At 65.3% G+C, this 22,757-nt stretch carries 16 protein-coding genes and 1 pseudogene; 11 read left to right on the top strand and 6 right to left on the bottom strand.

Annotation, left to right across the window (positions count from 1 at the left end):
- Positions 1-45 precede the first annotated feature (45 nt).
- From trpB to OKW27_RS07500, 9 genes and pseudogenes are all read left to right on the top strand, one after another.
- The gene (trpB, locus tag OKW27_RS07540) at positions 46-1,239 is read left to right on the top strand and encodes a tryptophan synthase subunit beta (RefSeq protein ID WP_090808306.1); all 1,194 of its coding nucleotides are present in this window, start codon (positions 46-48) and stop codon (positions 1,237-1,239) included.
- A 9-nt stretch (positions 1,240-1,248) separates the two neighbouring features.
- On the top strand, positions 1,249-2,163 hold the full coding sequence (locus OKW27_RS07535) for a DNA-methyltransferase (protein WP_429333082.1): 915 nt from the start codon (positions 1,249-1,251) through the stop codon (positions 2,161-2,163).
- An 80-nt stretch (positions 2,164-2,243) separates the two neighbouring features.
- Positions 2,244-3,056 carry a tryptophan synthase subunit alpha gene (trpA, locus tag OKW27_RS07530; RefSeq protein ID WP_184036040.1) on the top strand — a complete coding sequence of 271 codons (813 nt, stop codon included), beginning with the start codon at positions 2,244-2,246 and terminating at the stop codon, positions 3,054-3,056.
- 79 nt (positions 3,057-3,135) lie between these two features.
- Positions 3,136-4,008 (top strand): acetyl-CoA carboxylase, carboxyltransferase subunit beta, encoded by an 873-nt coding sequence (gene accD / locus OKW27_RS07525; protein WP_090808311.1) that lies wholly within the window; start codon positions 3,136-3,138, stop codon positions 4,006-4,008.
- Between the two features lie 320 nt (positions 4,009-4,328).
- Positions 4,329-5,639 (top strand): bifunctional tetrahydrofolate synthase/dihydrofolate synthase, encoded by a 1,311-nt coding sequence (gene folC, locus OKW27_RS07520; protein WP_429333081.1) that lies wholly within the window; start codon positions 4,329-4,331, stop codon positions 5,637-5,639.
- Positions 5,640-5,668: 29 nt separating this feature from the next.
- Positions 5,669-6,634 carry an SPOR domain-containing protein gene (locus tag OKW27_RS07515; protein WP_429333080.1) on the top strand — a complete coding sequence of 322 codons (966 nt, stop codon included), beginning with the start codon at positions 5,669-5,671 and terminating at the stop codon, positions 6,632-6,634.
- A 7-nt stretch (positions 6,635-6,641) separates the two neighbouring features.
- Complete coding sequence (locus OKW27_RS07510; RefSeq protein ID WP_429333079.1) at positions 6,642-7,193, top strand: CvpA family protein; 552 nt, start codon at positions 6,642-6,644, stop codon at positions 7,191-7,193.
- Between the two features lie 89 nt (positions 7,194-7,282).
- Positions 7,283-8,833 (top strand): amidophosphoribosyltransferase, encoded by a 1,551-nt coding sequence (gene purF, locus OKW27_RS07505; protein WP_090810350.1) that lies wholly within the window; start codon positions 7,283-7,285, stop codon positions 8,831-8,833.
- A 141-nt stretch (positions 8,834-8,974) separates the two neighbouring features.
- Positions 8,975-9,603: pseudogene (locus tag OKW27_RS07500) on the top strand (PLP-dependent transferase); the annotation flags it as partial.
- 187 nt (positions 9,604-9,790) lie between these two features.
- Here OKW27_RS07500 and OKW27_RS07495 read toward each other — a convergent pair.
- Both OKW27_RS07495 and OKW27_RS07490 read right to left on the bottom strand, forming a co-directional pair.
- Entirely contained in the window at positions 9,791-10,579 is a 789-nt protein-coding gene (locus tag OKW27_RS07495) for a helix-turn-helix domain-containing protein (RefSeq protein ID WP_429333078.1), read from the bottom strand.
- 19 nt (positions 10,580-10,598) lie between these two features.
- Positions 10,599-10,940 (bottom strand): FKBP-type peptidyl-prolyl cis-trans isomerase, encoded by a 342-nt coding sequence (locus OKW27_RS07490; RefSeq protein ID WP_090808322.1) that lies wholly within the window; start codon positions 10,938-10,940, stop codon positions 10,599-10,601.
- Between the two features lie 195 nt (positions 10,941-11,135).
- Between OKW27_RS07490 and OKW27_RS07485 the strand changes: the two genes are divergently transcribed.
- Both OKW27_RS07485 and OKW27_RS07480 read left to right on the top strand, forming a co-directional pair.
- The gene (locus tag OKW27_RS07485; protein ID WP_090808324.1) at positions 11,136-11,957 is read left to right on the top strand and encodes a sensor histidine kinase; all 822 of its coding nucleotides are present in this window, start codon (positions 11,136-11,138) and stop codon (positions 11,955-11,957) included.
- Positions 11,958-12,048: 91 nt separating this feature from the next.
- Complete coding sequence (locus OKW27_RS07480; protein WP_090810353.1) at positions 12,049-13,392, top strand: hemolysin family protein; 1,344 nt, start codon at positions 12,049-12,051, stop codon at positions 13,390-13,392.
- A 40-nt stretch (positions 13,393-13,432) separates the two neighbouring features.
- Here OKW27_RS07480 and treY read toward each other — a convergent pair whose 3' ends face one another.
- From treY to glgX, 4 genes are all read right to left on the bottom strand, one after another.
- Positions 13,433-16,300, bottom strand: coding sequence for a malto-oligosyltrehalose synthase (gene treY / locus OKW27_RS07475; protein WP_429333077.1), 2,868 nt, complete (start codon positions 16,298-16,300; stop codon positions 13,433-13,435).
- Positions 16,297-18,501 (bottom strand): 4-alpha-glucanotransferase, encoded by a 2,205-nt coding sequence (gene malQ / locus OKW27_RS07470; RefSeq protein WP_429333076.1) that lies wholly within the window; start codon positions 18,499-18,501, stop codon positions 16,297-16,299. Before malQ ends, treY begins: the two co-directional genes overlap by 4 nt.
- Complete coding sequence (gene treZ, locus OKW27_RS07465) at positions 18,498-20,402, bottom strand: malto-oligosyltrehalose trehalohydrolase (RefSeq protein ID WP_429333075.1); 1,905 nt, start codon at positions 20,400-20,402, stop codon at positions 18,498-18,500. Before treZ ends, malQ begins: the two co-directional genes overlap by 4 nt.
- Positions 20,403-20,541: 139 nt before the next feature.
- Complete coding sequence (gene glgX / locus OKW27_RS07460) at positions 20,542-22,755, bottom strand: glycogen debranching protein GlgX (protein ID WP_429333074.1); 2,214 nt, start codon at positions 22,753-22,755, stop codon at positions 20,542-20,544.
- Positions 22,756-22,757: the final 2 nt, after the last annotated feature.

Here is a 22,757-nt window from a genome sequence, read left to right as displayed (position 1 = left end):
GCTTTCCGATGAAAGCCGCGAGCCATCCTGAGAAAAGTGATCACCATGTACAACTTGCCTGACGAAAGAGGCCACTTCGGCCAATTTGGTGGTGTGTTCGTCGCCGAAACGCTGTTTTCCGCACTCAACGAGTTGCGTGAAGCGTACGAGAAATATCAGAAAGACCCGGAGTTCGTCGCCGAGTACGAGCGCGAATTGAAGTATTTCGTGGGTCGCCCGTCCCCGATTTATCACGCCCAGCGCTGGAGCGAATTGCTCGGCGGCGCGCAGCTTTATCTGAAGCGTGAAGACCTGAATCACACCGGCGCGCACAAGATCAACAACGTGATCGGCCAGGCGCTGCTCGCCAAGCGCATGGGCAAGCCGCGCGTGATCGCGGAAACCGGCGCCGGTCAGCACGGCGTGGCCACGGCGACAATCTGCGCGCGCTTCGGTATGGAGTGCGTGGTCTACATGGGCGCCGAGGACGTGCGCCGCCAGGCCGCGAACGTTTATCGCATGAAACTGCTCGGTGCGACGGTCGTGCCGGTCGAATCGGGGTCGCGCACGCTGAAGGACGCGCTGAACGAAGCGATGCGCGACTGGGTCACCAACGTCGAAAACACGTTCTACATCATCGGCACGGTTGCGGGTCCGCATCCGTACCCGATGATGGTGCGCGACTTCCAGCGAGTGATCGGCGACGAATGCCGCGTGCAGATGCCAGAACTCGCTGGCCGCCAGCCGGACGCCGTCATCGCGTGTGTTGGCGGCGGTTCGAATGCGATGGGAATCTTTTACCCATATATCGACGATAGTTCCGTGCAGTTGATCGGCGTCGAAGCGGCCGGCGACGGCCTCGAAACGGGTCGTCACGCGGCATCGCTAATCGGCGGTAGTCCCGGCGTGTTGCACGGTAACCGCACGTATCTGCTGCAAGACGAAGACGGCCAGATCATCGAGACGCATTCGGTGTCGGCAGGCCTCGACTACCCGGGTGTCGGCCCCGAGCACGCGTGGCTAAAAGAGAGCAATCGCGCTCAATACGTAGGCATCACCGACGAAGAAGCCCTGAAGGCGTTCCACGATTGCTGCCGCATCGAGGGCATTATTCCTGCGCTGGAGTCGAGCCACGCGCTCGCTTACGCTACGAAACTCGCGCCGACCTTGTCGAAAGACAAGATTCTGCTGGTCAACCTGTCGGGCCGCGGCGACAAGGACATGCACACGGTCGCTGAGCGATCGGGTATCCAGTTCTGAGCCGCGACGATGCGCGACGAGTTCGACGAGCCGCAGCCGGCGATTGAATCCACGAATCCGGCCGCCGAAGTCCCGGCGGCCGCGGCATCCGCACCGCTGCTGGCGCAGGTGCCTGCGGGCATTCAGCTATTGAACCGCGATTTTCTAACCGATGTAGCGAACATTCCCGATGAGTCGATCGACCTGATCGTCTGTGATCCGCCTTATGGGTTGGGGAAGGACTATGGCAACGACTCGGACATGCGCACGGGCGAGGAATTTCTCGTCTGGACGCGCGGCTGGCTCGAGCTCGCTGTACCGAAGCTCAAGCCAACAGGGTCGCTCTATATCTTCTGCACCTGGCAATACGCGCCGGAAATCTTCAGTTTCCTGAAGACGAAACTCACGATGGTCAACGAAATCATCTGGGACCGGCGCGTGCCGAGTATGGGCGGCACCACGCGCCGCTTCACGTCAGTGCATGACAACATCGGTTTTTTCGCCGTGTCGAAGGACTACTTCTTCGATCTCGATCCCGTCCGCATCCCGTACGATGCAGTCACGAAGAAGGCGCGTTCGCGAAAGTTGTTCGAAGGAAGCAAGTGGTTGGAGCTTGGCTATAATCCGAAGGATGTCTGGTCGGTATCGCGTCTGCATCGGCAGCATGCCGAGCGCGTTGCGCACCCAACCCAGAAACCTCTGGAAATCGTCGAGCGGATGGTACTGTCCTGCTGCCCGAAGGGCGGCCGCGTGCTCGACCCATTCATGGGCAGCGGCACCACCGCAGTCGCTTGCGTCCGTCATCAGCGCGAATTCGTCGGCTATGAGATCAACGAGAGCTATTGTGCGATAGCGCGCGAGCGCGTCAGCGCCGCCGCTACGCCTGCTGCGCCCCGTCGGACCCGAGCCAGGCCAAAAGTGCAGCCGCCGACCGAAGTGCAGTGAAAAGCGCGAGATGCGCCGCTAAGTTCGCTGAAAAGCGCGCGGCAATGGGCGCGCAATAGCCCTAATTCGAGAGTACTTCCATGTCCCGTATCAAGAACACGTTTGCCGCGCTGTCCGCCCAAGGTAAGAAAGGCTTGATCCCGTTCATGACCGCTGGCGACCCGGACCCGGCTCGCACGGTCGAGTTCATGCACGCCCTCGCCGCCGGCGGCGCCGATGTGATCGAACTAGGCGTGCCGTTTTCCGACCCAATGGCAGACGGTCCTGTCATTCAGCAGTCGTCTGAACGCGCGCTCGCGAAGGGCGTGTCGCTACGCCATGTGCTGGCCGACGTCAAACGCTTCCGCGAAGCCGACGACAAAACCCCGGTCGTGCTGATGGGCTATGCGAATCCGATCGAGCGAATGGGCGCCGAGGCCTTCGCGAAAGCCGCGAAGGAAGCCGGTGTCGATGGCGTGCTGGTGGTCGACTATCCGCCTGAGGAGTGCGCAAACTTCGCGGAACAGATGCAATCTGCCGGGATCGATCCGATCTTTTTGCTCGCGCCGACTTCAACCGACGAACGTATCGCCGAAGTCGGCCGCATCGCCAGCGGTTACGTCTACTATGTGTCGCTGAAAGGGGTCACCGGCGCCGCAAATCTGGACGTTTCCAGCATCGCGAGTAAAATCCCGGCCATCAAGTCGCGCGTCCCCCTGCCGGTGGGCGTCGGTTTCGGCATTCGCGACGCGCAAACGGCGCGTGCGGTGGGCGAGGTGGCCGATGCCGTCGTGATCGGCAGCCGTATCGTTCAATTGCTCGAACAGGCAGCGCCCGACGCCGCTGCCGAGACGCTCACGCGTTTCGTTGCCGAGGTGCGCGAGGCGCTCGATAGCGTTGCGACTGCCCGATAACAGTTATTTTTTGTCGCGGTAACGTGAGCGGCGGGCTCGTCCCGCCGTTCGCGCGACTGCTGACCCAGAAGGATTCCCTATGAGCTGGCTCGATAAGCTGCTGCCGCCGAAAATCAAACAAACCGACCCGAAAAACCGCAAGGGAATTCCGGAAGGCCTGTGGATCAAGTGCCCGTCGTGCGAAGCCGTGCTGTATCGCAACGACGTCGAGGCCAATCTGCATGTTTGCCCCAAGTGCGACCATCACATGCGCATCGGCGCACGTGAGCGGCTCGACAGCCTGCTCGATCCGGAAGGCCGCTACGAAATCGGCCAGGAAATCGTTCCGGTCGACGCGCTGAAGTTCAAAGATAGCCGCAAGTACCCTGAGCGCATTAAAGAGGCGATGGACGAAACCGACGAGACCGACGCAATGGTCGTGATGGGCGGCGCGATTCACACGCTGCCGGTCGTCGTGGCGAACTTCGAGTTCTCGTTTATGGGCGGCTCGATGGGTTCGGTGGTCGGCGAGCGTTTCGCGCGCGGCGCGCAGAACGCGCTCGAACAGAAAGTGCCGTTCATCTGCTTCACCGCTTCGGGCGGCGCGCGGATGCAGGAAAGCTTGCTGTCGTTGATGCAGATGGCAAAGACCACCGCGATGCTCACGAAGCTGGCGGAAGCCAGGCTGCCATTCATCTCGGTGCTGACCGACCCGACGATGGGCGGCGTGTCCGCGAGTTTCGCATTCCTCGGCGACGTCGTGATCGCCGAACCGAAGGCGCTGATCGGCTTTGCTGGTCCGCGCGTGATCGAACAGACCGTGCGCGAGAAACTGCCGGAAGGCTTCCAACGCGCCGAGTTTCTGCTGCAAAAGGGCGCGATCGACATGATCGTCGATCGTCGCAAGCTGCGCGAAGAGATCGCGCAATTGCTGGCGCTGTTGAGCCATCAGCCGGCGGACGCGGTCGCGTAAAAGCCGGGCAGCACCGCATTTGCCGCTCTTTCGCCGCGCTGTCGAAGACGCGGTGGAGCCAGAGAAGCAATCAAAAAATAGCGCGCCGCGTGAGCAATCAAGCGGCGCGCTGTCATTTCCAGGATAATTACCGTCGCCTGCGATGCGGCAGCGGTCGAAGCCGAAGCTGGCGCGGCTCAAGGCGCGGGTTTGTGCGCATAAACCGCGCAACGGCCTACGCCCATGACCGGCGACCCGCGACCCTCGACCACAACCGCCTGACCAGCACCCTTCGCAGCACTGCAGAACCGAACTACCGCGACTCACTCAAGATTCACCCGATGACGACATTCCCCACTCTCGACGCGTGGCTCACGCACCTTGAATCCGCGCATCCGGTCGGCATCGACATGGGTTTGGGCCGCATCTCCCAGGTACGCGATGCGATGCAGCTATCGTTTGCGTGCCCGATCATCACGGTCGGCGGCACGAACGGCAAAGGCTCGACCTGCGCGATTCTCGAAGCGATCCTGCTGCGCGCGGGCTATACGGTCGGCTGTCACACGTCGCCGCATCTGCTGTCGTTCAACGAGCGCGCGCGCATCAACGGGGCAATGGCAAGCGACGCAGATCTGCTGCCGCACTTCGAAGCCGTCGAGGCCGCGCGCCTGAGCCTCGCCAAACCGGTCACGCTGACCTACTTCGAATTCACGACGCTAGCGATCATGAGCCTGTTCGCGTCGCGCGGCCTCGACGCGGTGATTTTCGAAGTTGGCCTCGGTGGCCGTCTCGACGCGGTCAATATCCTCGACACCGACTGCGCGATCATCACGAGCATCGATATTGACCACACCGACTATCTCGGCGACACGCGCGAGAAAATCGCGTTCGAAAAAGCCGGTATCTTCCGTCCCGGCAAGCCCGCGATTTGCGCGGACCCGGTGCCGCCGCAATCGTTGATCGATCACGCGGAAAAGATCGGGGCGCAATTGTGGTTGTTCGGCCGCGATTTCCGTTACGAAGGCCAGGCCGGCAGCGAGCGACAGCAGTGGAGCTATGTCGGCCCGACGCTGCGGCGCTCGGCGCTCGCGTATCCATCGCTGCGCGGCGCGAATCAGCTGATCAACACGTCGGCGGCGCTGGCCGGGCTCGAAGCTTTGCGCGACCGTCTGCCGGTGTCCGCGCAGGACATCCGGCTCGGCATCGCCAACGTGGATCTTCCGGGCCGTTTCCAGGTACTGCCGGGCAAGCCGTCCATCGTGCTCGACGTCGGCCACAATCCGCATGCCGCCGCGGTGCTCGGGCAGAACCTCGGCAACATGGGCTTTTTCCCGTACACGTACGCGGTGTTCGGCGCGATGCGCGACAAGGACATCGCCGGCGTGCTAAGTCATCTGAAAGGCGAGATCGATCACTGGTGCGTGACCGATCTGCCGACCCCGCGCGCCGCGTCCGCGCAAGAGCTGGAAACCGTGTTGCGCGAGCTGGGCGTGGAAGACGGCGCCGACAGCAGCGTCATGCGTTATGCGACGCCGGCGCAGGCTTTCCAGGACGCGCTAAAACGTGCGTCAGAGAATGATAGAATCGTCGTTTTCGGCAGTTTCTATACGGTAGCGGGTGTGATGGCCTACCGGAAATCGCAGCAACACTGAGCGGGCACCAGGCTCGAACCAAGCGATTCATGGGAATTTTCTCGTTCGGCAAGAAAGACGACGCGCCCAGCCGGCGCGGCGCAAACACCAGTTCCAATCGGGCCACCCGGGGTGAACGCGTCGAGCGGCGCACCCGCCGCACCGAGCGCACCGTCGATGCAGATGCAATGCTGCTCGACCCCACGCTGCCGGAAAAGCAGCGCGCGCGCCGCCGGCTCGTCGGCGCAATCGCACTGGTTGTCGCGGCGGTGATCATCCTGCCGATGGTGTTGGACTCGCACCCCAAGCCCGTCACCGACGACATCTCGATCGACATTCCGAACCGGCCCGCGCCGAAGCTCTCCAGATCCACCGCCAACGAAGACGTGCAGGCCGGCGTCGCGCTGGACAATCCGCCGGCCGCCGACACGGGCGTGGCTGCGTCCGGCCTCGCGCCGGCAACGAGCGCGGCGACCACGGCGGCAGCCTCGGTCTTCGCCGCCAAATCGACGCAATCGACCGCAGCGAAACAAGGCGCGACCCCCTCCGCCCAAGGCGCGACCCCCTCCGCCGCAACTGGCGCTGTTACCGCCGCGACGCCGAAGCCCACCGCGAAGCCGCAAACGCAATCGCTCGCAGCCAACACCGCGCCTGCTGTCCCCGCCAAACAGACGAAGGCACCCGCCACCACACCGTCGGCGTCGACCGACGACGAAGCGAACACGGCCACCGCCAGCGCCGACGCGAACTCCGGCACGCCGGCTTCGCCGCCGGGCAACCGTTTCGCGGTGCAGCTCGGCGCCTTCTCGAACGAAGCGAACGCGCGCAATTGGGCCGCGAAGTTGAAAGCGGCAGGCGTGCCCACATATACGGAAGATAGGAAGCAAGCCGACGGCTCGACGCTGACATTGCTGCGTGCAGGCCCGTTCGCCGACCGCGCCGCGGCCACCGCCGCTGTCGCGAAGGTCCGCGAGGCGGGCCTCGTGTCGGGCTCGAACGGCGGCAGAGCACAGTAAGCGAGCGATGTTCACTGCCTTCGACTACGCTGTAATGGCGGTGATCGGTTTGTCGGCGCTGCGAGGCGCCTGGCGCGGTTTGCTGTCGGAAGTGTTTGGTTTGATCGGCTGGGTCGCGGCGTTTTTCATCGCTTGCGAGTTCGTGGGCTACGTGGTCCCGTATATCCCGTCTACCTGGCCGGGCGGCGCGTTGACGCAGTGGCTGCTGGCTTTTGCGCTCGTGGTGATCGGCGTAGTGCTGGTCACGAGCGTGGTGAGCGCGCTGCTCAGCCGCCTCGTGCAGGTCACGGGACTGGGTGGTGCGGACCGCTCGCTCGGTTTGATGTTCGGCCTCGTGCGTGGGGTCGTTCTGGTGCTGATTCTGGTCGCCCTCGCAGGCTTGACCGAACTGCCCAAAGAGGAATTCTGGCGCAACGCGCTGCTTCGTCCGTATGCGGTTGCGGGCGTACGCGCAATGAAACCGCTGCTCCCCGAGGCGCTCGCCGCTTACGTCCATGTGGACGATTCGGGCGCCCCGAGCAATGCGCAACAGGACTCCGGCGCATACCGGCTGCCTTGACGTCGTAGCGCGTGCCGTCGCATGAAAGCGCGGGCGCGGTCGCAGGCACCGGTCGCCATCACGAATTTCGTACCTTTGAAGGACATGCCATGTGCGGCATCGTAGGCGTAGTTTCCCATTCCCCGGTCAACCAGCTGATCTATGACAGCCTGCTGCTTCTGCAGCATCGCGGTCAGGACGCCGCCGGCATCGCAACGGCGAACGGCAGCAATTTCCACATGCACAAGGCCAACGGCATGGTGCGCGACGTGTTCCGCACGCGCAACATGCGCAGCCTGCCGGGCACGACGGGCATCGGCCAGGTCCGTTACCCGACCGCCGGTTCGGCGTCGAGCGAAGAAGAAGCGCAGCCGTTCTACGTGAACGCGCCGTTCGGCATCATCCTCGCGCATAACGGCAACCTCACCAACTGGCAGCAGCTGAAAGATGAGATGTTCCGCATCGACCGCCGCCACGTGAACACCAATTCCGATACCGAAGTGCTGCTCAACGTGCTCGCGCACGAGCTGCAACTGTCGAGCTCGGGTCTGCAGCTCGATCCGGCCGCGCTGTTCAAGGCGGTGTCGGGTGTGCATCGGCGGGTGCGCGGCTCGTATGCGATCGTCGCGTTGATCGCTGGCTACGGCCTGCTTGGTCTCCGCGACCCGTTCGGCATCCGTCCGCTGTGCCTCGGCAAACGGGAAACGGCTGACGGCGTCGAGTGGATGCTGGCGTCGGAATCGGTGGCGATTGAAGGTGTCGGTTTCGAATTCGTGCGCGACGTGCAGCCGGGCGAGGCGATTTTCATCGACGCCGAAGGCCAGCTGCATTCGCAGCAATGCGCGACGACCACCAGCCTGAACCCCTGCATCTTCGAACTCGTGTATCTGGCGCGTCCGGATTCGGTGCTCGACGGCGTGCCGGTCTACAACGTGCGTCTGCGCATGGGCGACTACCTCGCCGAGAAGATCAGGCGCGAGCTGCCCGACGTCGCAATCGACGTGGTGATGCCGATTCCCGATTCGTCGCGCCCGGCCGCGATGCAGGTCGCGAAGAAGCTCGGCGTCGAGTATCGCGAGGGCTTCTTCAAGAACCGCTATGTAGGCCGTACCTTCATCATGCCGGGGCAGGCGGTGCGCAAGAAGTCGGTGCGCCAGAAGCTGAACGCGATGAACATCGAGTTCAAGGGCAAGAACGTGCTGATCGTCGACGACTCGATCGTGCGCGGCACGACGTCGCATGAAATCGTGCAGATGGCGCGCGATGCGGGCGCGAACAAGGTGATTTTCGCGTCGGCGGCGCCGCCGGTGAAATTCCCGAACGTCTACGGCATCGATATGCCGACGCGCGGCGAACTGGTCGCGCACGGCCGCTCGGACGAGGAAGTTGCGCGCATGATCGGCGCGGATCACCTCGTGTATCAGGACGTCGATGCGCTGAAGCAGGCGGTGCGCGATATCAATCCGGCGCTGAAGGAGTTCGAGGCTTCGTGCTTCGACGGCAACTACGTGACCGGCGACATCACGACCGAATACCTCGACCGCATCGAAAGCGCGCGTCTCGCGCCGTCGTCGCAATCGGATCGCGATGCCGCGAGCGAAGCGATCGACGGTGGCGGCCCGGCGCGTTCGCAGCTGCATCTGCAACTGTCGGTGGGTTGAGCGTACACGCGACAGTCGTCCGCCCTGGCTCCAGCCTCCCCGTACATGAAGCCCGCTTATGCCGACGCAAAAGCGGGCTTTTTTGTTGCTGCCTCATTTAGCCACGGAAGCAGCCACGGAAACCTGGAGACCAGAACCCACATGGACGACTTCCACGACTTTGACTTCGACACGCTGGCCGTTCGCTCGGGCACCGTGCGCAGCGATTTCAACGAGCACTCGGAAGCGATCTTCCTGACCTCGAGCTTCGTGTTCGCGAGCGCCGCGGACGCCGCCGAGCGCTTCAGGAATTCCGAGGACTATTTCACGCTACTCGCGCTTCTCGAACCCGACCGTGTCGATGTTCCAGGACCGTCTGGCCGCGCTCGAAGGCGGCGAGGCCTGCATCGCGACGGCTTCGGGCATGGCCGCGATCATGTCGGTCGTGATGTCGACGTTGCAGACGGGCGCTCACCTCGTCAGCTCGCGGGCGCTGTTCGGCTCGACGCTCGGCATGTTCTCGCAGATCTTCAGCAAGTTCGGCATTACGCGAATGCGCTGTTCGTCGTCGATAGCTGCTTCTGCAGCCCGGCGTTGCAGCAGCCGCTGAAGCTCGGCGCGGACGTCGTCATGCATTCTGCGACCAGGTTCCTCGACGGCTAGGGCCGTGTGCTCGGCGGCGCGCTGGTCGGTTCGAAGAAAATCATCATGGAAAAGGTGTTTCCGTTCGTACGCAGCGCTGGCTCGACTCGCATCCGGCCGTCAATCGCGTGTTCTATCCGGGGCTCGAATTTGCGGTGGGGCTTGAAAACGCGGGCGATATCCGTGCGGATCTGCAATGTGGGCTCGAAAGCTGACAGGCAGGGCAAAACCTGTTCGCGGCATACAGGCTTCAAATGGCCTCAAAGGCCTCAAAGGCCTCAAAGGCCTCAAAGGCCTCAAAGGCCTCAAAGCGCCTCCGCGCCACCTCCGCCGCGCTCAGTGCCGCAACGCGCGCCACTGCCCGGGCGCCAGCCCGAAACGCCGCGTGAACGCGTGCGTGTAAGCGCTCTGATCGCCGAAACCGATCTCGAGCGCGATATCGGTCAACGAAAGACGCGCTTCCGCAAGCAGCGTGATCGACGTGTCGAGCCGCAGCCGCTGCAAATAGCGATGCGGCGTCTCGCCGAACGCATCGATAAACAGTTGATGAAAACGCCGCATGCCGAAACCGCAGTGCGCGGCGAGGTCCGCGATCTTCAGCGGCTCGGACAGATGCGCGCGCAGCCAGCGGTCGATGCGCGCGAAATCGAGGCGAACGCCTTCGCTCTGCACACCGGCTAGTGCGCCGGAATCGGCGACAAGCGCGGCGCCCAGGCGTGCCGCAGCATCCCAATGAAAGCGACGGTGACCGAAGGCATTACCTTGCGCTTCGCACACGCCGCCCGCAGCATGCGCGGCAATCGCGTGCACGAGTTGTGCGAGCGACGGATCAACGGCCACGGCGCGCGCGCGCTCGAACAACCGCTCGGGCACCGCCAGCGACGCCGCAGGCAAATCGAGCACGAGCTGCCGGTTGGTGCCGACACCCGCATAATCGTGCCGCGCGCCGGCCGGGATCAGCCATGCGGAGCCGGCGTCGATCTGCTCGGCGACGCCGTCAACCGCCATCACCATTGCGCCGTCGAGCCCCAGCACGACCTGGTGGAAGTCGTGCACGTCCGACGCTTCGATCGCGCCATAGCAGCGCAGCGAAACGTTGGGGGCGGTGACGGCGGCGTGGCTCACGACAATACTCAGGCGTGGCTCAGACTTCGAGCAGTTCGACTTCGAACACGAGCGTCGCGTTCGGCGGAATCACCCCGCCCGCGCCGCGCACGCCGTAGCCGAGTTGCGGCGGAATGGTCAGCTTGCGCTTGCCGCCGACCTTCATGCCTTGCACGCCTTCGTCCCAGCCCTTGATGACCATGCCGCCGTCCAGCACGAACGCGAACGGGTCATTGCGGTCCTTGCTCGAATCGAACTTCTGGCCGTCGGTCAGCCAGCCCGTGTAATGCACGGTCACGGTCTTGCCGGCCACGGCTTCGGCGCCGGTGCCTTCCACGAGATCTTCGTACTTCAGGCCGGATTCGGTCGTCACAGTCGACATGCGTTGCTCCTCAGATCAAAACGTAAAACCGACATTGTAGGCGCGTTGACGTCGATCGCCGAGTCTGGTCCGGTTCCGCGCATGGCATGCGGATTGCGTCCCGCGTCGCGATTCGGCCTCGACTGGCCGGTCCGAACGGGATGCCTATAATGAGGCTTCCCCCCATCATCCAGCGTTGCCTGAGAGGACTCGATCGTGACTACGTCACCCAACGGGACTGCTGGCGCCCAGCCGGCGTCGGCCGGCTTCGTCATCACCGAACGCAGCGCGCTGCTGCGCGCGGAAACCGCGTTGTTCATGCGCGATCACGTGCTGTCGCAGGTGTCGCACGACCTGCGCGGTCCGTTGAATGCGATTCATAGCTGGGCGTACGTGCTCGAGCGCAAGCTCGACGCGAACGATCCCAATTCGCAGCGCGCGATCACCGGCATTCGCAGCGGCGTCGATCAGCAGGTGAAGCTGCTCGAGACGATCGTCGATGCGACGCGCGCCGAAACGAAATCGCTCGCGCTCACGTATGAACCCTTTCCGCTGCATCCGCTGCTCGACGAAACCGTCGAGGAAGTCCGCGCCGGCCTCGCCCGCGCGCGCGGCGTCGAAGTGCGGCTCGATTCGCAGATCGCCACCGAGCAACTGAACGGAGACCGCGCTCGGCTCGCCGCCGCGGTGTGGCTGATGCTGACGTTCGCCGTCGAAGCGAGCGCGCGGGGCACCGAGGTCGCACTGGCCGCGCGCGCGGACAACGGCACATGGCATGCGAGCGTCACGTACGAGCCGAACGAGGCCGCGTTGAACGACGCCGCGCTGCCGCATGTGCTCGAAGCGTTCGCGCGCAAGCAGGCGGGCGAACCGCACGAGGCGAAGCGCATCGCGTGGGTGTTCGCGTTGTGCAAACGCGTCGCGGAGGCGCACGGCGGAAGCTTCGAGCAAAGCGATACGACGGAAGCGGACGGCGTCACCGCGACCCCCGCCACGCTCGTGCTGCGCGTGCCATTCAGCGCGGCGGGGCCGAAATGAGCGTCGCGCGCGAATGCGTTGGCGCACAATCAAGAATTCATCGAGCTTTCAGCCCCTATACTGACAACTTTTGTTGCCGGAGCCCGTCGCTTTGATCCAGGTTGTCGCTCTTATCGGTGCAATGTTTCTGGTTGCACTCAACGGCTTTTTCGTCGCCGCCGAATTCGGTCTGGTCAAACTGCGGCAGACCCGTGTGCAAAGCCTTGCCACCCAGCATGGCATGCGCGGGCGTCTGCTCGCGAAGGTGCACGGACAGCTCGACGCGTATCTGTCGGCGTGTCAGCTCGGCATCACGCTCGCGTCGCTCGGCCTCGGCTGGATCGGCGAACCGGCGTTCGCGCAACTGCTGATGCCGCTTTTCACCGTGATCGGCGTCGAGTCCGAGAAGCTGATGCATGGCATTTCACTGTTCTTCGCGTTTTCGTGTATTTCGTTCCTGCATATCGTGGTCGGCGAACTCGCGCCGAAGTCGCTCGCGATTCGCGAGGCGGAGAAAATTTCGCTGTGGACCGCGACGCCGCTGTACGGTTTCTACTGGGCCATGTACCCGGCCATCTGGCTGCTCAACACGAGCGCGAACGCGGTGCTGAAGGCCGCGGGGCTCGATACCGACCAGGGTCACGACTCGCGTTACTCGACCGAGGAACTCAAGCTGATCCTGCGCGGCCGCCGCGCGAACGTCGCGAGCGAACTCGGTGCGTCGACCGGCGCGTACAGCCAGGACGAATGGAACACGATCGCGCACTCGCTCGACTTCTCGCGAATGACCGTATCGGACCTGATGCGGCCGTCGCATGAAATGGTGTGCCTGCGGCGCGATCTGCCGTTGCGCGACAACATGCAGGTGGTCGCGCGGCACCGCTTCAGCCGCTATCCGCTGTTCGAGGATGCATCCGGCGAACGCGTGGCCGGCATGATCCATCTGAAGGACCTGCTGCTCGCGCGCCAGGCGGGCAGCACGCTCGACGACCTGTCGCGCTACGTCCGCCCCGTGCAGTACGTGAAGCCGGACATGCCGGCGCTCGAACTGTTCCGGCGCTTTCGCAAGGGCGCGCCGCACTTCGCGCTGGTCGGCCACAAGAACGCGAAACCGATCGGCTTCCTGACGCTCGACAACCTGCTCGGCGCGCTGGTCGGGCAGATCCACGATGAATTCCGCCAGGGCGACGCCGACTGGACCCGCATGGACGACGGCACGCTGATGGGCAAGGGCAGCTTGCCGGTGGTGTCGCTCGAACGTGCTCTGGGTATCGACATCGATGAAGGCAAGGCCGAATCGGTGGGCGGGCTCGTGATCCAGGCGCTCAACGATCTGCCGAGCGAAGGGCAGCGCGTCGAGTTCGAAGACTTCGACGTCGTGGTCAAGAAGATGAAGGGACCGCGCATCGTGCTCGTGCGCGTGTATCCGAAGCTGTTCGACGACGAGGGCGGTTGAGGGCCGAGCCAAGCCGAAGCCTCAACCCTTTTTAGCCGCCTCAGCTTCGAGGCACCCCATCCTCCACCAACACCGCGACCGGCATCGCGGCGAGCGCGTCGCGCAGATACAGCAGGCCGTGATCGTCGACTTTCGGCGCGGCGGGGCTCAGCCAATCGAACAGCGCACGCGCCGACAGATCGGGCGGCATTTCGATGGCCGTATCCGCCCATTGCGCCGGCTCGACGAGCGGCAGACCAGCATCGTCGCCAAGCAGTCGCGCGGCCAACCGGCTGGCAATCACCACGGCCCACGCATTGCCATGCCGCCGCGCGAACGCGATCATACTCGACGCATGCGCGCCGCGCACCGTGAGCGGCAGATACGCGCCCTGACTCAGTAGCTCCGGCAGATGCGCGCGCAACGCCAGCACGCGCTGGATCACCGCGAGCTTTACGCGCCCGTCGCGCCAGTCCGCCAGAAATTCCGACGGCGGCGTTTGCGTCTGCGGCAGCCACGCCTCGCGTTTCGCGAAATCGACGGGCCGCCGATTGTCCGGATCGACGAGGCTGAAGTCCCACAGCTCGGTGCCTTGATAAAGATCAGGGATCCCAGGCGACGCGACGCGCAACACCGTCTGCTGCAGGCTGTTGAGCGCGCCCGCGCGACCAATGCGCTCGACGAACGCCGACAGCTCCTTCAGAAAGGCGTCGCGCCGCTGCGGCGCAAGGATGCCGAACAGGAATTCGCGGCAGCCGGCTTCGTAGGCTTCGTCGGGCGCGAGCCAGCTGGTTTGCAGCTTTGCCTCGCGCAGCGCCTTCAACTGCCATTGCGCGACGCGCTCGGCCAACTCCTTGACGCCGGCTTCGTCGTCGGCGCGCAGCGGCGGCGGCCAGCAGCCCACCAGCGTTTGATACAGCATCGCCTCGGCGGCGGGGCCGGGAGCCCATGCGTCGCTCTTGTCCTGGCTCACGCTGTTGATCGGCGTGCCGTCGAGCGCTCGACGCTGCGGCGCGTTCAACGTCGACCATGCACGCAACGTCGCGCCCCATTCGTCGGCGATCTCGCTGAGCACCGCGAGCCGCGCGCGCACATCTTCACCGCGCTTGTGATCGTGCGTGGCGGTCGCAAGCATCGCATGAGGAAAACGTTGCGCGCGCTCGAGATTGCCCGCATGAAACTGCTCCACCGACAGCGCGAACTCGCCCGGGTCCGAGCCGACTTCGTTGCGCGACAGCAGACGGCCGTAGCGATAGCACGCGGTGTCCTCGATCGCCTTGGCGGCGAGCGGCGCGGTCAGCTGCGAAAACAGCGTTTGCGCGCTGCGCCGGGACGAGCCCGCATGCGGCGGCGCTCCGCCGCCTTGCGCCTGCTGCTGCGACTGCGCGCCGGGCCGCGCGGGCGGGGCCTCTTCGGCGCTGCCGCCGAGCCACGCATTCACGCGCTCGAGCGCCGCATGGTCCGAGCGCGGCAGCGAAGCGCGCGCGCCCGCGAGCGCCTCCTCGAAATAGACGTTGTCGGCGGCGCTGCGCAGTCCGCCCAGCGGATACATGCGGTACACGGGGAAATGCACGACCAGTTCGGTCAGCACGCGGCGCAGCGCCGGGTACGTGAAGTCGCGCGTGCTCAGCGAATCGCGTGCGATCCGATGCAGCGCGCGCGCCGCGCGGTCCAGTTCCGCCGAGAAGTTTTCCGCGAGAATCTTGCGCCGCGCCGCGTGCGCTTCATCGGCGAAGCGCGCGCTGCGGCCGGTGAGCTCGGCCCACGTACCGGCGAGCGGGTCCGCGCCGGCCGGATCGTGCAGCAGCGCGCCGACGTCGTTCATGAAGTCGTAGCCCGTCGTGCCGTCGACGGGCCAGTCGTCGCGCAACCGCTCGCCACGGCCGAGAATCTTCTCCACCACCACATACGGCGCGGTGTCGCGCAACTCGCTGAGCCGCTGGCGCAAACGCTGGCAGTATTCGCGCGGCTCGGCGAGCCCGTCGATGTGATCGATCCGCAAGCCGTCGACGAGCCCTTCGCGATAGAGGCGAAAGATCAGCGCGTGCACCGCCTCGAACACCTCGGGCCGCTCGACGCGCACGCCGGCGAGCGTCGAGATGTCGAAGAAGCGCCGCCAGTTCACTTCGTCGGAGGCGGTGCGCCACCACGCGAGCCGGAAATGCTGCCGCTCGAGCAGCCGATGCAGCCGGTCGCGCGTGACCGGATCCTCAGGCGCGTAAGTCTCCAGCACGAACTCGATCGCCGACTCGCCTTCGCGCGCGACGAACTCGCGCAGCGCGTCGCGCGCCTCGGCGGCGCGTGGTTGGTCGGCGGGCTGCGTGGTGAGCCCCTGAAAGCGATTCGCGAGCGCGCTCAGATCGGCGCGGTCGGCGCCTTGCAGGATCGCCGCGTAATCGACCGGGCAGATCGGGAACACGTGCGGACCGTAGCCGATATGAAAGCGTCCGCTGTCGGCCGCGAAATGCAGCCCGATGCAGCCCGCCGCCAGTTCTTCGCCGTACGACGCGCCGAGCGTCGGCAGCAGCACCTTGCCGCGCAGTGCGGGATCGGGCGAATGCCAGTCGACGTCGAAATGACGCGCATACGCGCTGTGGCGGCCCCATTCGAGGATGTCGAGCCACCACGCGTTGCTCGACCCGCCGACGCCCATATGATTCGGCACCATGTCGACGATGAGCCCCATGTCGTGCGCGCGCAGCTTGTCGACGAGGTGCTTCAGGCCCGACTCGCCGCCGTATTCGGCACTGACCTGGGTGTAGTCGACGGTGTCGTAGCCGTGCATCGAGCCGGGCTCGGCCGTCGTGATCGGCGACGCGTACAGGTGGCTGATGCCGAGCGCGGCGAAGTAGTCGATGTGCCGCGCGGCGTCGTCGAACGTGAAGCCTCGATGGAACTGGAGGCGCAGTGTGGAGCGTGGAACGGTCATGGCGTGTCAGGCTCCGCGGAAGTGTTGGATGAACGCGCGGCGGCGCGGCGCGCGCCGTCGACGGCCAGCAGGCGGTCGGTGAACACGGGGTCGTCGAACATCGCGTCGACGGGCAGCGTCATGCGGCGGCGCCAGTTCGGATGTTCGTCGATCGAGCCCGGCAGGTTCGGCTGCTCGTCGAGCGCGAGCAGGTCTTCGAGCGGAAACGTGACGAGCGGCCCGGGTGTCGCGGCGACGAATGCGAGCGCTTCGTCGACCGGCGCGTTGTCGGCGTCCGGCGGCGCGACCTCGGGCGCGGCCACGCCCGCTTGCTGGAACGCGCGCCACAAGTCGGCGCGCTGCTGCGCGCGCTCTTCGAGCGCCGCTTCCTCGGGATCGCGCCCGTCGGCGCGCGCCATCGTCTGGCCGATGCGGTTGCGCCACATGATGTCGCTGCCGCGCCACCAGCCGGCGACGGTCGGCAGATCGTGCGTGGTCGTCGTGCCGACCGCGTAGCGGTCCCAATCGGCCGGCGCCTTGAAGCCGTTGCCGTCGGGGGCGCCTTCGAACCACAGCACGCGAATCCCCTCGATGCCGTGCTCGTCGAGCCGCTCCCGAAACCCGGACGGCACGGTGCCGAGGTCCTCGCCGATCACGATCGAGCGATGCCGCCACGATTCGAGCGCGATCAGCCGCAGCAGGTCTTCGAGCGGATAGCGCAGATACGCGCCATTGCGCGCGCTTTCGCCTTCGGGCACGAGCCACAGACGCCGCAAGCCGAGGATGTGATCGATGCGGATGCCGCCGGCATGCGCGAACGCCGCGCGCAGCATGTCGATGAACGCGGCGAAGCCTTGTGTGCGCATCGCGCGCGGCGAAAAGGTCGTGAGTCCCCACGACTGGCCGGCCTGGTTGAAGAGATCGGGCGGCGCGCCGACCGACACGCCCTGCAGCATGTCGTCGGGATAGGACCATGCATGACTGCCGGCGCTGTCGCAACCCACCGCGAGATCGGCGATCAGGCCGACCGCCATGCCGGCTTCGCGCGCGGTGTGCTGAGCGTGCAACAGCCCGCGCGATGCCAGCCACTGCAGGAACAGATGAAAGTCGACCTCGTCGCGATGCGCGGCGGCGAACGCCTCGACTTCGGGGCTGCGTGGGTCGCGCAACGCATCGGGCCAGTTGCGCCAATGGCCGTCGCCGCCTTGCGCGAGCTGCGCGGCCTGCAGCGCTTCGAAGCGCGCATGATCTTCGAGCGCGCGCCCCGCGCGTTCGCAGAAGCCGTGAAATTCGAGCGCGCGCGGCAAGTGCTGCGGGCGCTCGTTGGCGCTGAACTGCTCGTACAGCGCGCGCAAAACCGTGAGCTTCAGCGGGGTCGCGTGCGGCCAATCGATCAGCGGCAGCTCTTCGTATTTGGACCACGCGTTGCCGGCCTGCGCCGATGCGGACGCGGACGCATCCGCGCCGAACACCGCGGCCGGATCGATATGCGTGACGTTGAGCCATAAACGCGACGACGGCGCGTACGGGCTGAAGCGCTCGGGCTGCGCGCTGAACATCGCGTGGGTCGGACTGACGGCGAGCGCGTGCGCGCCGCGCTGCGCGCCGTGCCGCGCAAGCTGCGCGAGCGCCGTGTAATCGCCGATGCCGCCGTCGCCGGTGCGGCGCAAGCCATACAGTTGCGCGGCGATGCCCCACAGTGGCGGCGCGGGCGGCGCGGCTTCGCGTTCGCCTTCTCCGCCGCCGCCGTGCAGCGTGCGCCACGCGTCGGCGACGGTGTAGCAGCGCGGCGGCGCGACCGCGAGCGTCATGCGCTGGTCGTTGATCACGAGCGTGTGATAGCCGGTTTCGTCGATCGGCGCGAGCAGCGCTTCCTCGCCTTTCGGCGCGGTGAAGCGGCCGTCGATGATCGAGCCGCTCTCCAGCTCGATCCGGTAATGGCTGCCCGACCTGACCGCGGCCGCGGGCAGCGCGATGCCACGCCCGATCACCGCGGTCATCAGCGGCGGCAGCCGGCGGCCCGATAGTTCGGCCTCCAGAGCAGCGGCGCTGTGGCGGATATCCGTGACGTTGCCGCACGGCAGACCCATGCGTTCGAGCAGCGTGCCAAGAGTCTTCTCCGGCACGTGCTGCGTATGATGGTGCGCGTCCTGCCACTCCACCTCGAAGCCTGCGCGGGTGGCGAGCGCGGCGAGCCTGTCGTTGGGGCGTCGGGTCGTCACGCGCGCTGCTCCTCGTGCGATGCGATGCGCGCATCGTGGCGGCTCGCGAATTCGTTGATGTCGCCGGTCAGCCAAGCGATGCACGCATGCGCGGGCAACACCCGCGCGTCGGCCTGTTCGCGCGCGCGCGGTGGTGTTTCGAAAATGATCTTGCCGTCGGGGATGGCGTCGAACGCGACGTTCTGCTGCGACAGATTCAGCGCGATCGACAGCGTCTCACCATCGCCGAGATTCCAGCGCGCGATCAGCGCGTTCGCGTCGCCGCCACCGGCATCGCGCAGCACGGTCGCGCCGCACGCCTTCGTATGTTTCAGGCGCGGCGTGATCAGCTTCGCGCGCACCGCGAGCGCGGACTTGTAGTAATGCATCCAGTCGAGCCGATCCGGCGTCGGCTGTACATCGGGCGCGGGTGGCGACGAGGCGGCGAAGGTCTGGGCATCGTTCGGATCGGGAATCTGCGCGCGGCGTTTCTCATCGCTGAACGCGGCAAAGCGCGCGAATTCACGGCGGCGCCCTTCGCGCACGGCGTCGGCGAGATTGCCGGTGTAATCGGTGAAAAACAGGAACGGTTGCGTCGAACCGTGCTCCTCGTCCATGAACAGCAGCGGAATTTGCGGCGACAGCAACAGCAACGCGGTCGCGGCGCGCAGCGCGTCATCCGAGGTCAGCTTGCGCAGACGTTCGCCGAACGCACGGTTGCCGATCTGATCGTGGTTTTGCAAAAACATCACGAACGACGTCGGCGGCAGATGCGCGCTCGCTTCGCCACGCGGCGCACCATCGTGCAGCGGCGACGGCTCGCCCTGATACGCGAAGCCTTCGGCCAGCACTCGCGCGAGCCGGCGAATCGGTTCGTTGGCATACGCGTGGTAATAGCCTTCGGTTTCGCCGGTCAGCAGCACGTGCAGCGTGTTGTGCGCGTCGTCGTTCCATTGCGCGTCGAAATGCGCGTCGAGCAGGCTCGCGCTGTTGTGCTCGTTTTCGACCACCAGATGCACCTGACGGCCCTGCTGCACGCGCGCGCGGATATGCTCCGACAACTCGCGCAGCCACCCGGGATTGTCGATCGCATGCGCCGCATCGAAGCGCAGTCCGTCGAAGCGGTACTCGTTGATCCAGTAGACGGCGTTGTCGGTGAAGAAGTCGCTGACTTCGCTGCGCTCGAAGTCGATCGCGGGGCCCCACGGCGTGTTCACGCCGGCGCGGAAAAACGGCTCCGCGTAAGTATGCAGATAGTTGCCGTCCGGTCCGAAGTGGTTGTAGACGACGTCGAGAAACACCATCAGGCCCACACCATGCGCGGCGTCGATCAGCGCCTTCAGTTCGTCGGGGCGGCCGTATGCGGAGTCGGGCGCGTACGGCAACACGCCGTCGTAACCCCAGTTGCGACGACCGGGAAAGTCGTTCAACGGCATCAGTTCGATGGCGGTGACGCCGAGCGCGGCGAGCTCGGGCAGGCGCTTTTGCACGCCCGCATACCCGCCCATCGCACCGACGTGCAATTCGTACAGCACCGTTTCTTCCCAGGGCCGGCCGTGCCATTCGGTGTGTTCCCAATGGTAGGCGCGCGGATCGATGACCTCGCTCGGGCCGTGCACGTCCCGCGGCTGGAACCGCGAGGCCGGATCGGGCACCGCCTGCCCGTCGTCGAGCTGGAACCGATACAGCGTGCCCGCGCCGCTCTCCACGGTGGTCTCGAACCAGCCGTTGCCGGTCGGAGCCATGTCGTGCGCGCCTTGCGCGGGGCCGTTTTCGACGACCACCTGCACGCTGCTGCACGACGGTGCCCAAAAACGGAACCGCGTGCGCGGTCGCGTGCCGCTCGCGCCGATCAACTGCGCGCTGAACGGCAGGCAGTGCGCGTAATGATGCGTGTGAGGATCAATCGGACTTTCAGACATGTCTTCACCATTCGAATCTGCTAACGAGCCTGGACGGCAATGCGACGCAACGCAAGCAGGCATTGCGTCGCAACATTCTTGCCACCCCGGCTGCGGCGCGATTTATCCACGCTCGAACGAGGTCGCCGCAGTGCATCGTTCATTGCGAACCAACATCGTTTGCGGTCTGCGCGCCCGGATCGGGCGGCAGCGCGGTCAACAGCCGCGGCCCGTGCTGCGCGCCAGCCACCCAGCCGGCTTGCCAATCCGCTTCACCGGTCGGTTGCGCGGCGAGTATCACGAGGCCGTGCGCGGCGACCTCGAGTTCGGCCGTCGCGAGCCGCTGCGGCGCGCATTCCGGATCGGCCGTGTCTAACAGCACATGCCATTCCAGGTGCGGCGCGGGAGGCGCGAACTGCAGCGGCTCCTCGTGAGCGTTGAGCATCATTAACAATACTTCGGTTTCGCCATTCAGGCCCGGACCCGCGCGACGCAACGTGAACGCGCGTCCCTCCGGGTCCTGCCACGCTTCGATCGTCAGCGGATCGCCGTGTTCGTCGAACCAGCCGACGTCGAACAGGCCGGGCAGCACTTCGCGGTCGCCGAACAGAAAGCGCGTTTCACGTAGCAGCGGATGGCGCTTGCGCAGCCCGATCACGCGCGCGACGAATTCGGTCATGCGCTGACCTTCCGGCGAATCCGCGAGGTCCCAGTCGATCCAGGATAGGTCGTTATCCTGACAGTACGCATTGTTGTTGCCGCGCTGCGTGCGCAGCGCTTCGTCGCCGGCCAGCAGCATCGGCGTGCCGAGCGCGATCATCAGTGTCGCGATCAGCGAGCGCGACACGCGACGGCGGGTCGCGAGGATCGCGGGGTCGTCGGTCGCGCCTTCGAGACCCCAATTGCGGCTGCAATTCTCGTTGTGGCCGTCGTTGTTGTCTTCCAGGTTGGCTTCGTTGTGCTTCTGCTCGTACGCGGTGACATCGGCCAAGGTGAAGCCGTCATGCGACGTGACGAAGTTGATCGACGCCCACGGCTTGCGATGCCGCCGGTTGAACAGATCGGCCGACCCGGTCAGGCGCGCGGCGAGGTCGGGTCGCAGGCCGGCATCGCCACGCCAGAAACGTCGCACCGTGTCACGGAAACGGTCGTTCCATTCGCTGAATCCCGGCGGATGATTGCCGAGCTGATAGCCGCCAGGACCGAGATCCCATGGCTCGGAAATCAGCTTGCGTTGCGATAGCACCGGGTCCTGGCGCAACGCGTCGAACAGGCCCGAGCCCGGATCGAAGCCGTGGCTTTCGCGCCCGAGCGTCACGCCGAGATCGAAACGAAAGCCGTCGATATTGAACGCGGTCGACCAGTAGCGCAGTGAATCCATCACCATCTGCAGCACGCGCGGATGCGGCAGATTGACCGTGTTGCCGCAGCCCGTGTCGTTGATATGGTGACGCTCGTCGCCGGGAATCAGCCGGTAATAGCTGGCATTGTCGAGGCCGCGCCATGAAATGGTCGGGCCCATCTCATTGCTTTCGCAAGTGTGGTTGTAGACCACGTCGAGAATCACCTCGATGCCGGCCGCGTGCAGCTGGCGCACGGCGATGCGCATTTCGTCGAGCCGGTGCGTGCTCAGATAGGTCGGCTCCGGCGCGAAGAACGCTGCCGTGTTGTAGCCCCAGTAATTGCGCAGGCCGCGCTCCACGAGGAAGCGGTCGTTCAGAAACGCGTGCACGGGCAGCAGCTCGACCGCGGTCACGCCGAGCTTCAGCAAATGCTCGATGAACTCCGGCGACGCGAGCGCCGCGAACGTGCCGCGTTCATGCTGGCGCAGATCGGAGCGCAGCATCGACGCGCCGCGCAAGTGCGTTTCGTAGATCACGGTCTCGCCCCACGGCACGTCGGGCCGCCTGTCGTGCGACGAGTCGAACGCCTCGTCGATCACGACGCACTTGGGCATCGCGGGCGCGGAATCGCGCCGGTCGATCGAAAGGTCCGCGCGATTCGAATGCACGCGATAGCCGAACAGCGCGTCGGACCAGCGAAACTGCCCGACGAGCTTGCGCGCATACGGGTCGAGCAGCAGCTTGTGCGGATTGAAACGATGCCCGAAATGCGGCTGATACGGCCCATGCGCGCGAAAGCCGTACGCGGTGCCCGGATGCGCGTTCGGCAGATAGCCGTGCCAGATCTCGTCGGTGCATTCGGGCATGGTGAAGCGGCGAATCTCCTTGCGGCCGGTTGAATCGAACAGGCATAGCTCGATTTTCTGCGCATTGGCCGAGAACACCGCGAAGTTGACACCCAGCCCATCCCAGTTCGCGCCGAGCGGATACGGCGAGCCGGGCAGCAACCGCTCGGGCAACGCATGCGACATGA

The sequence above is a fragment of the Paraburkholderia sp. 35.1 genome (assembly GCF_050436525.1).
Classification (GTDB): domain Bacteria; phylum Pseudomonadota; class Gammaproteobacteria; order Burkholderiales; family Burkholderiaceae; genus Paraburkholderia; species Paraburkholderia tuberum.
Note: the sequence above shows the minus strand (reverse complement) of the source record. Positions and strands in the feature narration are given on the sequence as shown.

Excerpts from the sequence above, each read along its gene's own strand:
- OKW27_RS07515 (WP_429333080.1), top strand. The coding sequence starts at position 5,669 with ATGGGAATTTTCTCGTTCGGCAAGAAAGACGACGCGCCCAGCCGGCGC.
- accD (WP_090808311.1), top strand. The coding sequence starts at position 3,136 with ATGAGCTGGCTCGATAAGCTGCTGCCGCCGAAAATCAAACAAACCGAC.
- OKW27_RS07510 (WP_429333079.1), top strand. The coding sequence starts at position 6,642 with ATGTTCACTGCCTTCGACTACGCTGTAATGGCGGTGATCGGTTTGTCG.
- glgX (WP_429333074.1), bottom strand. The coding sequence starts at position 22,755 with ATGTCGCATGCGTTGCCCGAGCGGTTGCTGCCCGGCTCGCCGTATCCG.
- OKW27_RS07535 (WP_429333082.1), top strand. The coding sequence starts at position 1,249 with ATGCGCGACGAGTTCGACGAGCCGCAGCCGGCGATTGAATCCACGAAT.
- OKW27_RS07490 (WP_090808322.1), bottom strand. The coding sequence starts at position 10,940 with ATGTCGACTGTGACGACCGAATCCGGCCTGAAGTACGAAGATCTCGTG.
- treY (WP_429333077.1), bottom strand. The coding sequence starts at position 16,300 with ATGACCGTTCCACGCTCCACACTGCGCCTCCAGTTCCATCGAGGCTTC.
- trpB (WP_090808306.1), top strand. The coding sequence starts at position 46 with ATGTACAACTTGCCTGACGAAAGAGGCCACTTCGGCCAATTTGGTGGT.
- trpA (WP_184036040.1), top strand. The coding sequence starts at position 2,244 with ATGTCCCGTATCAAGAACACGTTTGCCGCGCTGTCCGCCCAAGGTAAG.
- treZ (WP_429333075.1), bottom strand. The coding sequence starts at position 20,402 with ATGTCTGAAAGTCCGATTGATCCTCACACGCATCATTACGCGCACTGC.
- folC (WP_429333081.1), top strand. The coding sequence starts at position 4,329 with ATGACGACATTCCCCACTCTCGACGCGTGGCTCACGCACCTTGAATCC.
- purF (WP_090810350.1), top strand. The coding sequence starts at position 7,283 with ATGTGCGGCATCGTAGGCGTAGTTTCCCATTCCCCGGTCAACCAGCTG.